This is a genomic window from Clostridium paridis, from assembly GCF_016765615.1.
Classification (GTDB): domain Bacteria; phylum Bacillota; class Clostridia; order Clostridiales; family Clostridiaceae; genus Clostridium_T; species Clostridium_T paridis.
This window is the reverse complement of sequence record NZ_JAESWA010000019.1, coordinates 147301-164761: the sequence shown is the minus strand read 5'-3', so window position 1 is coordinate 164761 and position 17461 is coordinate 147301. Positions and strand designations below refer to the sequence as shown.

Here is a 17461-nt window from a genome sequence, read left to right as displayed (position 1 = left end):
GGAGTAGTTCCAAACACATCATCAACAGGTCGACTATTTTTTAGTCTGGTGCTGTGTACCTATAACTTTTAGGTTACGAGACTTTTAATATGATTCTTCAGTGGAGGAATTATATTAAAAGTCTTTTTTTATATAATATATTAAAATTTAACATTATATAAATTGAGCAAGAATTTATAAATATATTTTTTGAGGTTAAACTATTTTTAGAAAATTAATAAGACTTTTACCCTTTCATCTTATTATTTAAATGAGGAGTTGTGCGAAATGAAAAACTATTATAACAAAAGCAGTGAAGAGTTGCTTAAAGAGTTTAATACTTCACTAAGTGGAATTGATTCTAGTAAGGTTCATGAAATCAGAGAAGTTAATGGTTTTAATGAATTACTAGAAGGAGAAAAGAAAAGCCTTATTATGATTTTCTTAGAACAATTTAAGGACTTCTTAGTTTTTGTTCTACTTGGAGCATCTATTATTTCCTTTGCTGTTGGAAATAAAGAAAGTACCATAGTAATACTAGTGGTTCTTATAATGAACGCTATATTAGGAACGGTTCAACACTTGAAGGCAGAAGCCTCCTTAAAGAGTCTTAAGGCTTTATCCGCCCCTAATTCAAAGGTAATTAGAGATGGACATAAAATAGAGATTCCTTCAAAAGAATTAATTCCTGGTGATATTGTACTTCTAGAAGCCGGTGATTTTGTTGCTGCTGATGGAAGGCTAATAGACAATTATTCTTTACAAGTTAATGAAAGTTCTTTAACTGGAGAATCCATAAATGTTGATAAAAGCAGTGATTTAATCACTGAAGATGAAGTTCCTTTAGCTGAAAGAACTAATATGGTTTTCTCAGGCTCACTTGTCACCTATGGTCGTGGAACTGTTTTAGTAACTGGAACTGGTATGAATACTGAAATAGGTAAAATAGCTCAATTACTTAAAGATACCAAGGAAAAGAAAACTCCATTGCAAAAAAGCCTAGATGACTTTGGTAAAAAACTTACTTTTTTAATATTAGGCATATGTTTTATAATTTTCTTTGTAAATATTTCAAGAGGCCTTCCTCTTATTGATTCAGTTATGTTCTCTATTGCTTTAGCTGTGGCAGCAATTCCAGAGGCACTAAGTTCTATAGTTACTATAGTATTAGCCCTTGGAACTCAAAAAATGGCTAAGGAAGGTGCTATTGTAAAGAAATTAAAATCTGTAGAGAGTTTAGGTTCTGTATCAATCATCTGCTCTGATAAAACTGGTACATTAACACAAAATAAAATGAAGGTTAAGGAATTATACATAAATGGAGAAGTAATTCCTAGTTCTGGCTTAAATTTGTCCAATCCTACACATGAGTTTTTCCTTAAATCTTTAGTGCTATGTAATGATTCTTCAATTAGAGAGGGTGCAGAAATAGGGGATCCTACAGAAGTGGCTCTTGTAAAATTGGCAGCAGATTATTCAAAAACTGCTGAAGAAATAAGAAATACTCATACAAGAAAAAGTGAAATTCCATTTGATTCTGATAGAAAGCTAATGAGTACCACACATGAATTTGATGAAGATCATGTTATGATAACTAAAGGTGCTGTTGATGTACTTATAAACAAGATAACATCCATTGAAACAGTAGAGGGGATAAAGGAAATAACTCAAGCTGATAAAGATGCTATTGAAGAAACTAATAAAAACTTCTCTAAAAAAGGTCTTAGAGTTTTAGCATTAGTTTATAAAAATATTCCAAGAGGTACTGAAATTTCAGTAGAAGACGAAGGGAATTATACGTTCGTAGGTTTAGTGGCAATGATTGATCCACCTAGAGAAGAATCTGCTAAAGCAGTTGCTGATTGTAAAATAGCTGGAATAAAACCAGTTATGATTACTGGTGATCATAAAATTACTGCTTCAGCAATCGCAAAAGAAATAGGTATTTTAGACGATATATCTGAAGCGATAGAAGGTAAAGAAATTGATCATTTATCTAAAGAAGAGCTTAAAGAATTGGTTCCAAAGATATCCGTATACGCAAGAGTAACTCCAGAACATAAAATTAGAATAGTTGAAGCATGGCAAGAAAGAGGTATGGTTGTTGCTATGACAGGAGATGGTGTAAATGATGCTCCTGCATTAAAGCAAGCTGATATAGGTATTGCAATGGGAATTACAGGTACTGAAGTTTCAAAAGATGCTGCTTCTATGATACTAACAGACGACAACTTCGCTACTATTGTCAAAGCAGTTGTTAATGGTAGAAATATATATGCTAATATTAAGAATTCTATAAAATTCTTACTTTCAGGTAATGCAGCTGGAATACTTTCAGTCCTATATGCCTCAATAGTGGGACTACCTCTTCCTTTTGCACCAGTTCACTTATTATTTATAAACTTAGTAACCGACAGTTTACCTGCAATCGCTCTTGGTGTTGAAAAGCAACGAGGTAATTTGCTTAATGAAAAACCTAGAAATGTTAATTCATCGATACTCTCAGCTGAATTCTTAAGATATATAGCAAGTGAAGGTATTTTGATTACAATTGCTACTATGAGCGCTTATTATATAGGCTTTAATAATGGTGGAGCTGCTCTAGGAAGCACTCTAGCATTTTCAACATTATGCTTAGCAAGATTATTCCATAGTTTCAATTGTAGAGGTACAGAGTCAGTATTTAAAATAGGTTTATTTACTAATAAATATATCTGGTATTCAATATTTGCAGGTGCAGTACTTTTATTTGGAATATTAAATGTACCAGCTCTAGAAACATTATTTTTAGTTGCACCATTAACCTTAGTAAACGAGCTTGAAATAATACTTTTAGCTTTAGCACCAACTGTGTTGATTCAACTTAAAAGGTTAGTAATTAAATAAATAGATTTATATATAAAGAGGCTATCTTAATCTTATGATAGCTTCTTTTTTCTTTTGTGAAAGCTCACTTGGAGATATCTTAAACATATTCTTAAATGCTCTAAAAAAGCTTGAATATTCTTTAAAACCACATTGTAGATACGCCCTAGTAATAGGCTCACCTAGTTTTATACGATCTCGCGCCATTAGTAATCTTTTTTGCATTACATAGTTATGAAGAGTATATCCTGTTTCCTTTTTGAACTTGTGCATTAAATAGTATTTACTTAAATAAAACTTTTGAGACAATAATTCAGTAGATAAATCTTTACTTAAATTATTATTTATATATTTTAGTATTTTCTCTATCTGCTTATCATACCTAAGAGTATCTTCGTCACTTATATACATATTCCCAAGCTGAATTCTATTTAAATATATAATAAATTGAATCAATAATGAATTACTTAAAATTATATTTCCAAATTCCTTTGAATTAAAAGAAGCTTCCAAAGACTCTATTATGAATTTCATATTGTTTTGTAACTTTTCTTCAAGTCTAATAATATTAAAACTTTTTTCATTGGCTAACTTAAAACATGTTGAAAGATCACAATTCTCATAGTTGTGGTTCTCTATAAACTCAGGATTAATCCATATTACTATCCTATCGTATATTTCACTTGAATCTATAACTGGTTTATGAACATCATGATTATTTACTAATAATATATCCCATGGTTTTAAACAGTACGCTTTTCCTTCTATTAAATAGGTTACCTTTCCTGATAAAAATATAATTATCTTATTAAAATCATGATAGTGAAACTCAAATTCCTGACTTTTTCTATCTTTTAGATGAAAAAGTTCAAAATCTCTTTTTAAATATCCTGATTTATTCCTGTTTTCCTTCGTATCCATAAAAGAACAACTCCTATAACTTTATAATACATCTATTATACTAGAGCACTTTTTGCAATGTTTCAAGCAACATATACACTATATATTGTTAATATTCTGTATATAATGATAGTATAGATCATTTATAATTGGAGGAGGAAAATGAAACTATCTGAATTATTGAGGGATGTAACTCCTGTAGTAATACAAGGGGATAACTCTATAGAAATATCTGGTATAAGTTATGACTCTAGAAAAGTTCAAAAGAATTTTATATTTGTATGTATTAAGGGTGATACAGTTAATGGTAATGATTTTATATTTGAAGCTATAAATAATGGTGCAATTGCAATTATAACTGACGAAAATCTTCCACCCAAAATAGAAAATGTTACTTTTGTTAAAGTTAATGATAGTAAAATTGCACTAGCAAGTATTTCTAGTTTATTCTATAATGAACCTTCAAAAGAAATAGGCCTAGTAGGCGTTACTGGAACGAATGGAAAAACTACGGTTATACATTATATTGGAGATGTTCTTGAAGCCTATGGAAACCCAACTGGACTAATTGGAACCTTAGGCTATGAATTTAAAAATAAACAAATTAATATTGAAAGAATAAATCCAACTACCCCTGAATCATTAGAACTACAAACTCTATTTAGGAATTTTATTGACTATGGAGCTAAAAATGTCGTTATGGAAGTTACATCTTCTGCTCTATACAAAAATAGAGTTGATTTTTGTGATTTTAATGTTGGTGTATTTACAAATCTATCTCAGGACCATCTCGAAATTCATGGAACTATGGAAAACTATAAGAATGAAAAATTAAAACTATTCCGCAAGTGTGCTCTTGGAGTTATTAATTTAGATGACAAATTCTCCAAGGAAATAATAGAAAAGGCTACTTGCAGAATTTTAACTTATGGAATAGATAAAGAAGCGGATATTAAAGCTAGTAAAATAAGATATGATAATGACTCTGTTACTTTTATTGTAGGTTTAAAAGGAATAAGCAAAGAAATAACTATTAATATTCCTGGGAAGTTTACAGTTTACAATACATTAGCCACTATTGGCGCGTGCTACGGGCTAGGTTTAGAAATTAATGAAATTCTTAATTTAGTTTCCACTATTAAAAATGTTCCAGGAAGACTTGAATTAGTAAATAATAACTCAAACAAAAATGTAATAATTGATTATGCTCATACTCCTGATGCTTTAGAAAAACTATTAATGATGGCAAGACAGATAACAAAAGGTAAGATTATTGTTGTATTTGGATGTGGAGGAGATAGAGATAAATCTAAGCGTGGCATAATGGGCATGGCAGCAGGTGTATTATCAGATTATACAATAATAACTTCTGACAATCCCAGAACTGAAAATCCTCTAGATATAATTGAAGATATTGAAGAAGGAATGAATGTTATAAAAGCTAATCACGAAAAAATTATCGACAGAAAAAAAGCAATAGAGAGAGGTTTGAGTCTTTTAAAAGATGATGACCTACTAGTAATAGCAGGAAAAGGACATGAGGACTATCAAATTATAGGAAATACCAAAATACATTTTGATGATAGAGAGATTGTTCAAGCGCTTTTAGGATAAAATATATTCATAAAATGAAACAAGACTAACTAAGATTTAATTTTACTTCTTAGTTAGTCCTTATTATTATCTCACTTGGCCTTCACCATATATAATATACTTTATTGTGGTTAATTCATTTAATCCCATTGGTCCCCTAGCATGTAATTTTTGAGTACTAATTCCTATCTCTGCTCCAAAACCAAATTCAAAACCATCTGTAAATCTAGTAGATGCATTTACATAAACTGCTGCTGCATCTATTTCTCTCAAAAACTTTTGAGAATTAAAATAATTAGTGGTAACAATTGCCTCTGAGTGCTTTGTACCATGTTCGTTTATATGGTCAATTGCTTCTTCTATAGAGTCTACAACTTTTATTGCTATAATGTAGTCTGAAAATTCTTTATCCCAATCTTCTTCTGTTGCTCTTACTGCATCTGGGATATACTTAAGAGTTTTATCACACGCTCTTATCTCAACATTGTATTCTTTAAGCCCACTATATGCTAATGGAAGAAATACCTCTGCAACTTTCTCATGAACAAGCAATGTTTCACAAGCATTACATACTGCTGGTCTGCTGCATTTTGCATTAATCAATATATTTTTCGCCATCTCTAAATCTGTTTCACTATCAACATAAACATGGCAATTTCCTACACCTGTTTGTATAACCGGAATATTTGAGTTTTCTACTACAGATTTTATTAGTCCCGCTCCACCTCTAGGAATTAAAACATCAATATATTCATTTAATCTCATCATTTCTCTTGCTGTTTCTCTACTAGTATCTTCAACAAGTTGAATGCAGTTTCTTGGAAATCCTACAGACTCTAGAGCATCTCCTATTACTTTTACAATAGCCTTATTAGAATTTATTGCTTCACTTCCGCCACGTAAAATTACCGCATTTCCTGTTTTAAGACATAGAGCTGCTGCATCTAACGTTACATTTGGTCTTGCTTCATAAATAATCCCTATAACTCCAAGAGGAACTCTTTGCTTTCCAATTTGAAGTCCGGCTTTATTCTTCCACATTCCAATTACTTCACCAACTGGATCTGGTAATGCAGCTACTTCAATAGCACCTTTAGCCATATCTTCAATTCTTACATCTATAAGAGTAAGCCTATCTAACATGGCCTTTGTAATATTTTTTTCTCTAGCAGCTATTAAATCTTTATTATTCTCATTAATTATCTCTTGTTTTTTAGCTAGTAAGAGTTCCCCGATTTTCTCCAAGGCTGCATTCTTATCTTTTGTTGACACAGTAGCTAAAAACCTTGCTGCTTTTTTAGCTTCTTTTCCTTTTAAAATCAATTCTTCCATGTAACTATTCCCCCTTTTTATTAATAAATAGCGTACCTATTTCCTCCCCTTGGATTATGTCAATAAGTATACTTGGATCCTTTCCATTTGCAAGAACCATACCAACTCCTGCATCTATCGCAACTTTTGCAGCATCAAGTTTAGTTTTCATTCCACCAGTTCCTTGGGCTGAACCTGCTCCACCTGCACATTCTTCAATCTCTGGAGTTATTTCATATATTTCTTTTAGCATTTTAGAATCTTCATTAACTCGAGGATCTGAATCATAAAATCCATCTATATCTGATAATATTATTAGCAAATCTGCCTTAACTAGCTTAGCTACTATAGCCGAAAGATTATCATTATCCCCAAAATTAAGCATGTTTCTTATCTCATCAATAGATACTGTATCATTTTCATTAACTACAGGTATGATTCCCTTTTCTAACAAGGTTTCGAAAGTATTGGTTACATTATTTCTTATATGTTCATCTTCAACAACAGCCCTAGTTAATAATATTTGTCCAACTACATTACCATATTCTCCAAATAACTTACTGTAGATATGCATTAGTTCACATTGTCCTACTGCTGCTATTGCTTGTTTTTCCCTTATTGATTCCGGTCTTTCTTTTAAGTTAAGCTTGCTGCATCCTACCCCAATTGCACCTGATGATACAAGGATTATTTCTTTATCTTGATTATTTAGATCAGATAACACTCTTGCAAGTTTATCTATTCTTCCTAAATTTATTTTCCCATTATCATAGGTAAGTGTTGATGTACCAACCTTAACAACTATTCTTTTACTGTTTTTAATTACTTCTCTCCCCCAACTCAAGCTATGATGCCCCCTTCATTTTTATACTAATTTTCTAGTAAATTTTTTTTCTATTATAACACACTTATTTAATATTACACATATTTATATAGGGTTTTTTATAGGAAACTTAACTTATACTTGTTTGAAAATGTGGGCTTCTGGACATTTTCAGGCATGAATAAGTTATTAGTTGAACTTAAAACCCTATATTCATAAGTTTTTCTATTTTAACTATTTAAATAACAACCATAGCTCCACCATTTACATGAATTGTTGCTCCATTAATAAATGATGCATCTTGAGATGCTAAAAATATGTATGCACCTGCAAGTTCTATAGGTTGTGCTGCCCTTCCCAATGGATTGTCAGTTCCAAATTTCTCAACTTTCTTTTCATCAAAAGATGATGGAATTAATGGGGTCCAAACTGGTCCTGGGGCTACTGCATTAACCCTTATCCCTTTACTTACTAAATTAGTTGCTAATGATCTTGTTAATGTTGTCAATGCGCCTTTTGTACTTGAGTAGTCTATTAATGTTTCATGCCCATTATATGCAGTAATTGAAGTTGTTATTATTATTGAATCTCCTTTTTTCATATGTGTAATAGCTTCTTGAATCATGAAAAATGCACCAAATACATTAGTTTCAAATGTTCTTCTTAACTGTTCTTCACTTATGTCCTCTATTTTATTTTGTGGAAATTGAACTGCTGCATTACTAACTAATATGTTTATGCTTGAAAATCTATTTATAGTTTCTGTAATTGCTGTAGTACAAAAGTCCTTTTTAGTTATGTCACCCTTAACTAAAAGGCACTCTCCTCCAATAGCTTCAATTTCACTTTTTGTTTTCAAAGCATCTTCTTCTTCATTAAAATATACAATTGATACTTTAGCTCCTTCTCTTGCTGCAGCAATTGATACAGCTCTCCCAATTCCACTGTCCCCACCTGTTATTAACATAACTTTATCTTTAAGCCTTCCACTACCTATACCGTACCCCTGCGTTTGATATATTGGAAGCGGATTCATATCCTTTTCGATTCCTGGTTGAATCCCTTGATGCTGAGCAGGAAATTTTGTTGGGAAATTTGTTGATTCATTCATTTCAATTTACCTCCTTAAAAAAACCTAAAGTTATTATTTTCTAAAAGGAGTGTTTTTAATACACAAAAAGACGAAACTTTATAATTTCGTCTTTTGACATAGACTTTAAAATATTAATTTTTCTCTTATAAATTGGAAGTTACAGATTTTAACACTTCAAATGCTTTTGGACACAATTTATTGTTTTCTACCATTTTACCTATAATCTCTAAGCACTTTTCTCGTTTTAAACCTCTTCTATATGGTCTATCCTCAGCTAATGCTTGATATATATCACAAATAGCTAAAAGCCGTTGTTCTTCACCTAGTTCATTATGATTTAATTCTCTACTATATCCTGTACCATCTAACTTTTCATGATGGCTTATAGCCCATTCTCTTATGTCATCTATACTTTTTATTGGTTTTAATACTAAATCCGTATAAAAAACGTGAGTCTTAACTAATTTATACTCTATGTCAGTTAATGCTCCATTCTTATTAATATATCTAATTGGAACTGCTAATTTTCCTATATCATGTAATAGCCCCGCAATCTTTAATTTTATGGATTTATTTTCATCATAACCTTTATATTTCGCCATTAAATATGCTAATTCTGATATACCTCTAGAATGCCTTGCAGTAAAAGAACTTCTAATATCTATAATCTCAGCATATACCTCTGCCGTTTGTAAAAATTCATATGTATCAAGACTTTCTTCAACTATGGGTTTATTGGTCTCCAGCCACTTATCCATGAAATCTGAATTATTTAATCCTCTCCATAATGTCTTTTTAGAAATTACTTCTATCACAGCTTTTCCAACCTTTGAAGATACATATTTATCAATATCATTAGTCAATATACTCATTATCCACTTATAAGCTTCTGGTCTACATTCTATATAATTAGAATCTATAAAATCACTAATCTTTAATATTTGACTCATTAACGGTATTTGTTCACCTACTAATCCAAAGGGACCAGTTCCATCATAATTTTCATGATGATACTTTACATATTCAGCTATATTTTCAATTTTAGGTATATTGCTTATGAGCCTTGCCCCTTCTAAGCAATGTTCTCTAGTTATCGTTGCCTCATCATATTCCATAAATGCTACCTTTGTTAGTCCCAAGTCATGAAGATATGCTGCTATATATAGATTTTTCAAATCCTCTTCATTTAAAAGCATTTCTTTTGCAATATTTAATGCTATAAATGTCGTTCCCTTTGAATGACTTATATAGCCATCCTTAGTATTCTTCTTTTTAATTCCATCCATATGCTCTCTAATAGTTGAGTTATTTGCGATTTCACTCAAACTTACTGTAATAACCAAGGACTCTATAATCTCTTCTATGCTTACCTTCATTTAATCACCTGCCCTTTTGCGTATAATTATTTTACATCAAAATTCTCAGTTTTAAAACATAATATTACATTCAACTGTCTACTTTTTTATCTTTTTAATATTCATTTATAATTTCACATTGCTCAAGTGGATATATTATACTTATATTCTCATATATGGAATGCTTATTGAAAAACTAAAACCCCTATGTTAAAATTTAATTCAGACAATTACAATAAAATTACTATGGAATTATAAGGAGGGATATAAATGAATAAAGAAATTATTTCTACAAACAATGCTCCTGGAGCTATAGGACCCTATTCTCAAGGTGTAAAAATCGGAGAATTAATATATACTTCAGGCCAAATTCCACTAAATCCTAAAACAGGTGAAATTCCAGAAACTATTCAAGAACAAACTAAGCAATCTTTAGAAAATTGTAAAGCCATACTTGAAGCTGGCGGAACAAGCTTGGACAATGTTTTTAAAACTACTGTCTTTCTATCTGACATGAATGACTTTGTTTCTATGAACGAGGTATATGCATCATATTTTCCAAGTAATCCGCCTGCAAGAAGTGCTGTTCAAGTAGCTAGATTACCTAAAGATGTAAAAATAGAAATAGAGATGATTGCTATTTCTAAATAGTAACCAACGTATACCAATAAACTATAACTTAATGATAAAAAGGGGATTTAAAATGAACTTTACTACTTCTGGCGTATGCGCTAAAGAAATCATTTTTGATATTGAAGATAATAAACTTAAGAACGTTTCTTATGTAGGTGGATGTAACGGAAATTTAAAAGGAATTGGAGTTTTAGTTGAAGGAATGGAAGTTAATGATGTAATTTCTAAACTTAAAGGTATGACTTGTAAAGATAAGTCAACATCTTGTCCTGATCAATTGGCAAAAGCTCTTGAAACCTATCTAAGTTCAAAATAATATTTAAACTCCCTCTAAAAGTGATTTAGAGGGAGTCTTTTATTTATATATAATTATTATTATATTCTTTTAATTCTTTTATAAATGTTTTTGTAGCCTTAGAATATATTATTCCTTCAGGTATAATATATGTAAAATCTCTATTATACTCATGATCTAATTCAAAAATCTCTAATTCTCCTTCTGCAGCATCCTTTTCTACTACTAAATAAGATATTAATGTTACTCCTAATCTATTTTTAACAGCTTCTTTAACTGCATAATTACTACCTAATACTATCGTATGCTTTGGCTTTATGTGATTTTGTTCAAGAAACATACTTAAATACTGTTTAGTTCCAGAACCTGGTTCTCTGCTTATCCAAGTTGCATTTTCTAATGAACCATTTTCTTTAAAGTAATTCTTAGGAACAGCTACCACAAGCCTATCCTTTGCAAACACCCCAGATTTTATATTAGTACTAAAAGGTATTAATCCTTCTACCAATCCTACATCTAACTGTAACTTACTTATTTTTTCGCATATAGACGATGTATTTTCAATAGATATCTCTAAAGCTAATTCTGGATATCTTTTATTAAATTCTCCTAAAAACCTCGGAAGGAAGAACTCACCTATGGTTAAACTTGCACCTATTTTAAGTAAACCAGTTACTCTTACTTGTGAATCTATAAATTCTTCTTTAGTTTTCTCTATTATATTTATGATCTTTTTAGCTCGCTCATATAATATGACACCATCTTTTGTTATTATAATATTTTTTTGTTCTTTAGATCTCATAATTAAGGTTGTATTAAAATGACTTTCTAAATTTTTAATATGTACACTTACGCTTGGTTGTGATATAGATATTTCTTTAGCTGCTTTAGTAAAATTCTTTAATTCTACCACTGCAATAAACGTCTTTAATTCTTCAATCATACTATATTCATCCTTTAATCTTTTATTTCTACTCCTAATTAAATTTTATATCAAAAAAAATAATTATGAAATTGTATTTTATATTTATAAACATTATAAAAAATGGAGAGACTATTTTATGAGGTGATTTTTGTGTATAGTAACGTCGGAGTAAATTTAAATAAGGAATTGACATATTTGTCAAAAAGAAAAAGAATACCTAGATCAAAACATGCTAATACTAACTACTGTTGTGAGGAAAGTTTACTTGAAACTTTAGAAAACAAATATTCTAATGATATGGCAAACATTGTAGATTTTATTAAAGATAAAGCTAAAACTTTCAAGTCATCATTTAGTAATAGTAACAACAATGCTAAAAATACTCAATCCCATATAGAATGTTGTAGCTCTAAGAGTAAAATGGATATGAAGAACATGGCATTAATGGGCATAGGAGCTTTAGCAGTAGTTTATGGTATAAAAGCCTTAGCTAGACACAGATAAATAGACGCAATTTTCAGAAAGTTTGTTGAATAAATCTAAGGTTTGTGCTACAATATATGCAAGAAGTAATTTTACTTCTTGCAACTACTTACACAAGGAAGTTTAGTTAAGTTAATTAATTTAAAAGTTAATTATATGCCTAGTAAGATATAATCTGGATGTAAATAGCATATATAGGGCTGATATATACCTTTAATGATTATATCTAGTAGGCAATTTTTACCATTGACTTATGTTAGCAAGTAGCATATACTTGCTAAGTAGCTTAGAGAAATCTAAAGTTATTAATATCGCGGGATGGAGCAGTTGGTAGCTCGTCGGGCTCATAACCCGAAGGTCGTAGGTTCAAGTCCTGCTCCCGCAACCATAAAAAGAATCCTAATTTTAATTAGGATTCTTTTTCTTCACTAAAAATTAATAAAATCCAGCTATTAAACTGGATTTTATCTTGATATAGATCTTAGCTAAAATAAATTTACTATAGTATCAAATATATCTTTTGAAGCTTTTATTTGATTTTCATTTCCTACAACAGTTATTGAATTATCTCTTATTGCTTCTCCTATGACTTTATAGTAGTCTTTTATTTGTTTTTCACTTGTCTTTAGTATTTCTTCTCGTTCCTTATTTAACTCTTCATAAGTTACTCCTGCAAAATAATCTGATACTGCTTTATCCGCCTTCGAATCTGGATTTGATGGAATATCTAGCTTACTTATAGTCCCTATAATATATTTCACCATGTCTTCATCAGTTGCATTGAAAGATTTCAAATATTCTACAGTTTTCTTATATGCATCAAATGTCTTATCTATGTTAGGATCTCTATAAGAGCTAAAATATATGAATCCATCCTTACTTAAGTTGATTCTTACACCATAGGCTCCACCTTCAACTCTAACTTTGTTCCATAGATAATCAAAGTTAAGTATAGTGTTTAGTACCCTCATAGAACCTGAATAAGAAAATCCCTTATTTAAATAACTTCCACCAAGAACAACATAATTTACATTGCTTTGAGTTAATAATCCTTCATTTAACTTCTTAAGTGGATAATCATAATCTTTTAGATAAACACCTTCTTTATTCAATCCATCTATTAGTACATCTATATTTTCTTCTAATAATGATAACTTACTTTCTTCTTCTGTAAATGAAATAGTTAAATTATTTATGTTGAATATTTTTCTAGATACACTCTCTAACTTTTCTTTAACTTCCTTTGGATTTTCTTCTAATGCTTTTTGCATATCACATAGAAAATTATATAGTCCGAGTCCGCCTATAAGATCTTCAAAATATCCCCTCTTAGAAATATATCCTATAGCTCTTAAGGCACCAATTACATTTCCTGAGGCAACCATTGCCATTTGATATCTTGATCTTAAATCTCTAACTATTTGTAATATTCTATTTGTATCTTCAAAAGAAGTTTCGATAGCCACTTCTTTCATTAATTTAACTAACTCACCAATTTTTGAACTTAGCGCTTTACCTGCCATAGTGAATACAGGCGTGAAGTCTTCCATATTTCCTTTTTTATAAAAGCTTCTTGTAGAATAAGATATTCCTCCTGTACTCATATTTATATCATTAGTTAATTCTTCATAAGTTTTTGTCTTCGTATTTATCTTTCCTAAAAGAAATGATAGTAAAGCCATATATTGAGCATCTTCTTTTTCTATAGTTCTTCCATCGAATATCAATTTAACGTATGCAATTTCATTAGTAAACATAGGAGTAAATAAAGTCTTAATCCCCTTAATATCTACTTCCTTTAGTTCAATATTTTCTACTTTCTTAGGTATATCTTCAATGGCTAATTTAGGAATTGTATCTTGCTGTTCCTTAGTATCTGGAGTCAATTGTCTCTTGTTCAGCTTTTCCGCTTCATCTTTTATTCTTTGAAGCTCATCTGATGATAATGTTTCTTTTATCTTTTTAAGTTTCGCTTTTAAATCATTTTCCTTCTTTTCAGTCAATCCTTTTTCTGGAGTCATTACTATAATTGATTTATGAGTATTATTTAATATATAATCTTCGATTAGTTTCTCAAGATATCCATTGGCTGCTTTTTTTCTTATATCATCAATTGTTTCTGTATTTTCTAGATTTAGAAAAGCTTCTCCGCCATATAACATACTTTCTAGTATTCTTATAGCATAAATTAATCCTTTTGGATACCCACCAAAATTAGCTTCTCTGATTTCAAATTCTTTTCTATTTATAGCACCAGTAATAAAGTTTTCGCTTATTCCATTCTTACATATATCTTTAAGTATTTCTTCAATCTTAGATATTATTTCTCTTTCATTTTCTTCATCTGTATTTTTGATAGTTATATTTAAGTAAGGTTGCTTTATCCCTCTTTCATACCTACCAGAAACTACAGTTGCAACTCCACTATCGATTAACCTATTTTTTAATATTGCATTATTTGCAGTTAATAAGATATACTCTAAAACCTCAAAAGATAATCCCAATTCCTTATCTAAGGTATCTCCTATTGAATAATTAAGAGAAATATATGTCTTTTTACTCTCATCTTCTTGTTCACTTATTCCATAAGATAGTTTTGTTTTTCTCTCTTCATTAAATGGTTCTTGAATTGTTATCTCACTATCTACTGGCCCAAAATCATAGTTCTTTAGATAGTTTTCATGTATAAATGCTAGCTCTTCCTCTGTATCTCCATCTCCATATAGAAAGATTACTCCGTTTGATGGATGATAATACTTTTTATGAAAATTCACAAAATAATCATATGTTAACTCAGGTATAACATCTGGATCTCCACCCGAATCCACTCCATATGTAGTATCTGGATATAATGAGGTACTTGCTTCCCTAGAAATAATTGAATCAGGTGATGAGTAAACACCCTTCATTTCATTGTATACAACACCATTTATTTTAAGTTCATCTGTTGTCTCGTCTATTTCATAATGCCAGCCTTCTTGCATAAAAATTTCTTTTTCTTTATATAAGTTTGGATGTAAAACCGCATCTAAATACACATCCATTAAGTTAAAAAAGTCTTTTTTATTTTTACTAGCTATAGGATACATTGTTTTGTCTGAAAAGGTGAGCGCATTTAAAAAAGTATTAAGACTTCCCTTTAATAATTCTACAAAAGGCTCCTTACTTGTAAATTTCTCTGATCCACATAGTACAGAATGTTCTATTATGTGTGGTACTCCAGTACTATTTTCTGGAGGTGTTTTGAATGTAATAGCAAAAACTTTATTATCATCGTCATTCACAAGTTTAATTAACTTAGCTTGTGTTTTCTCATGAGTAAAAATTAAACCAATTGAATTTATCTCTTTTAATTCCGTAACACTGTCTAATCTAAATCCACTTAATATATTACCTTCTTTATAATTCATATATTTAGCATCCTCTCTATAAATCTATTTATTGATTGATTTATTTATATTATACGTATTAAATTAAATTTTAAAATTACTTTCTTACAAAGTCTAGTAATTTTTTTGGATTTTCTAAATAAAAGAAGTCATGTAAGATGTTTTTACACACTCACATGACTTATAAATTTTAATATATTACTTTCTTGAATTAGCTATTTCTATGTTAACTTTTCTTCCTCTAACTCTTTTTCCTATAGTATTTTTCATAATATGTCTTGCAGCATCTTCAGAGGCATCTATAAATGTATATTTATCAAAGATATCAATATCTCCTATATCTTCTTTTCTAAATCTCGCACCTTCACTTAGGAACGCTAATAGACTCTTTGGATTCATACCATCTTTTCTTCCTAGATTGATAAATAGTCTTTCATATCCACCACTTGATTTTACTGATATAGAATTCTCAGAAGAATCATAAGAAACTTCTTTGCTGTATATCATATTCATTAATGCAGCTGCAACATCAACTAAATCAAATTCTGCATCTATTTGTTCTGCTAAAGGTATAAACTTACTGAAATCTTCGCCTTCTATTGTTTCTTTTACTTTTGTATAGATTGTGTTATATTTTGCTTCAAATATATCATCAATTGTAGGTATTTCTTTTCTCTTTATCTTACCTTTTGTTGCTCTCTCTATTTGCTTTAATGCTCTATACTCTCTTGGAGTAACTAAAGTATATGCAACACCTTCTCTGTTAGCTCTACCTGTTCTTCCTATTCTGTGAACATATGATTCTGTATCTTGTGGAAGATCATAGTTTATAACGTGAGTAACATTCTCTACATCTATACCTCTTGCGGCAACATCTGTAGCTACTAAGAATTCTAAATGTCCTTCTTTAAACTTTCTAAGAGTATTCATTCTATGATTTTGTGTTAAATCACCATGCATACCTTCAACACTGTATCCTCTTGCTTGCATAGATGATACTAACTCGTCTACTCCCTTTTTAGTCTTACAGAATATTATTGCTGCTGTAGGGGAATCCACATCAAGAATTCTACATAATGACTCTACTCTGTCAGAATGTTTTACTTCATAATAGTATTGACTAACTGTAGAAACTGTCATTTCATTCTTTATTATAGAAATATGTTGTGCATCATCTTTCATATAATTTTTAGCTAGTTTTTTAATTTCTGCTGGCATTGTTGCTGAGAATAATAGTGTTTGTCTTTCAGGATTTGTTCCTTTAAGAATCTCCTCTATATCATCAATAAATCCCATATTAAGCATTTCATCGGCTTCATCCATTACTAAGAAATCAATATTTCTAAGATTTATTACGTTTCTTCTCATTAAATCTAGAACTCTACCTGGAGTACCAACTATTATGTCAATCCCTCTATTAAGTGCTTTTATTTGTCTATCAATTGATTGACCACCATAAACAGGTAATATTCTTGCTCTTGTATGCTTAGCTATTCTTACTAATTCTTCATTTACTTGAATGGCTAATTCTCTAGTAGGTGCTAATACTAAACATTTAGTATTTTTATTGCCAAAGGTAATATTGTTAAGTACTGGAGCTCCAAAAGCTAAAGTTTTTCCTGTACCTGTTTGCGCTTGACCTATTACATCAAATCCTTGTAATAAAACTGGTATTACTTTCTCTTGTATCTTTGAAGGTTCTTCAAAGCCCATATCGTCTATAGCCTTTAATACATCTTCATTTAATCCTAATTCTTTAAAGTTCATTTCACTCATTAATTTTCCATCCTTCTTCTTTATGTTGATTGTATATACAT

At 30.2% G+C, this 17461-nt stretch carries 13 protein-coding genes and 1 tRNA gene; 6 read left to right on the top strand and 8 right to left on the bottom strand.

What is annotated here, in order from left to right:
* The first annotated feature begins 267 nt into the window (after positions 1 to 267).
* Complete coding sequence (locus JK634_RS06150) at positions 268 to 2865, top strand: cation-translocating P-type ATPase (protein WP_202766757.1); 2598 nt, start codon at positions 268 to 270, stop codon at positions 2863 to 2865.
* 21 nt (positions 2866 to 2886) lie between these two features.
* Here the strand turns inward: JK634_RS06150 and JK634_RS06145 are convergent, their stop codons facing one another.
* Positions 2887 to 3765: a helix-turn-helix domain-containing protein gene (locus JK634_RS06145; protein WP_202766756.1), complete on the bottom strand. Its 879-nt coding sequence runs from the start codon at positions 3763 to 3765 to the stop codon at positions 2887 to 2889.
* Positions 3766 to 3906: 141 nt separating this feature from the next.
* On the opposite strand from JK634_RS06145, the gene JK634_RS06140 reads away from it, so the two are divergent.
* Positions 3907 to 5358 carry a UDP-N-acetylmuramoyl-L-alanyl-D-glutamate--2,6-diaminopimelate ligase gene (locus JK634_RS06140; protein WP_202766755.1) on the top strand — a complete coding sequence of 484 codons (1452 nt, stop codon included), beginning with the start codon at positions 3907 to 3909 and terminating at the stop codon, positions 5356 to 5358.
* 66 nt (positions 5359 to 5424) lie between these two features.
* Here the strand turns inward: JK634_RS06140 and JK634_RS06135 are convergent, their stop codons facing one another.
* The 4 genes from JK634_RS06135 to JK634_RS06120 all read right to left on the bottom strand — a co-directional run bounded on the left by JK634_RS06135 (position 5425) and on the right by JK634_RS06120 (position 9940).
* Entirely contained in the window at positions 5425 to 6669 is a 1245-nt protein-coding gene (locus JK634_RS06135; protein ID WP_202766754.1) for a glutamate-5-semialdehyde dehydrogenase, read from the bottom strand.
* Positions 6670 to 6673: 4 nt separating this feature from the next.
* A complete protein-coding gene (gene proB / locus JK634_RS06130) occupies positions 6674 to 7492 on the bottom strand; it encodes a glutamate 5-kinase (protein ID WP_202766753.1) in 819 nt (272 codons plus the stop codon).
* A 217-nt stretch (positions 7493 to 7709) separates the two neighbouring features.
* The gene (locus tag JK634_RS06125) at positions 7710 to 8582 is read right to left on the bottom strand and encodes an SDR family oxidoreductase (protein ID WP_202766752.1); all 873 of its coding nucleotides are present in this window, start codon (positions 8580 to 8582) and stop codon (positions 7710 to 7712) included.
* A gap of 125 nt (positions 8583 to 8707) precedes the next feature.
* A complete protein-coding gene (locus JK634_RS06120; protein WP_202766751.1) occupies positions 8708 to 9940 on the bottom strand; it encodes an HD-GYP domain-containing protein in 1233 nt (410 codons plus the stop codon).
* A 249-nt stretch (positions 9941 to 10189) separates the two neighbouring features.
* Here JK634_RS06120 and JK634_RS06115 point away from each other — a divergent pair, with 249 nt between their 5' ends.
* Together JK634_RS06115 and JK634_RS06110 are read left to right on the top strand one after the other, a co-directional pair.
* Entirely contained in the window at positions 10190 to 10570 is a 381-nt protein-coding gene (locus JK634_RS06115) for a RidA family protein (protein ID WP_202766750.1), read from the top strand.
* A 52-nt stretch (positions 10571 to 10622) separates the two neighbouring features.
* Positions 10623 to 10868 carry a TIGR03905 family TSCPD domain-containing protein gene (locus tag JK634_RS06110; protein ID WP_202766749.1) on the top strand — a complete coding sequence of 82 codons (246 nt, stop codon included), beginning with the start codon at positions 10623 to 10625 and terminating at the stop codon, positions 10866 to 10868.
* A gap of 43 nt (positions 10869 to 10911) precedes the next feature.
* Here the strand turns inward: JK634_RS06110 and JK634_RS06105 are convergent, their stop codons facing one another.
* Complete coding sequence (locus JK634_RS06105; protein WP_202766748.1) at positions 10912 to 11790, bottom strand: LysR substrate-binding domain-containing protein; 879 nt, start codon at positions 11788 to 11790, stop codon at positions 10912 to 10914.
* Between the two features lie 132 nt (positions 11791 to 11922).
* Here JK634_RS06105 and JK634_RS06100 point away from each other — a divergent pair, with 132 nt between their 5' ends.
* The gene (locus JK634_RS06100; RefSeq protein ID WP_202766747.1) at positions 11923 to 12276 is read left to right on the top strand and encodes a hypothetical protein; all 354 of its coding nucleotides are present in this window, start codon (positions 11923 to 11925) and stop codon (positions 12274 to 12276) included.
* A gap of 291 nt (positions 12277 to 12567) precedes the next feature.
* Positions 12568 to 12643 (top strand) — tRNA-Met (locus tag JK634_RS06095).
* Between the two features lie 97 nt (positions 12644 to 12740).
* On the opposite strand, the gene JK634_RS06090 is transcribed toward JK634_RS06095, so the two are convergent.
* A complete protein-coding gene (locus JK634_RS06090; protein ID WP_202766746.1) occupies positions 12741 to 15665 on the bottom strand; it encodes an insulinase family protein in 2925 nt (974 codons plus the stop codon).
* Between the two features lie 177 nt (positions 15666 to 15842).
* Entirely contained in the window at positions 15843 to 17420 is a 1578-nt protein-coding gene (locus tag JK634_RS06085) for a DEAD/DEAH box helicase (protein ID WP_202766745.1), read from the bottom strand.
* Between the last annotated feature and the right edge of the window lie 41 nt (positions 17421 to 17461).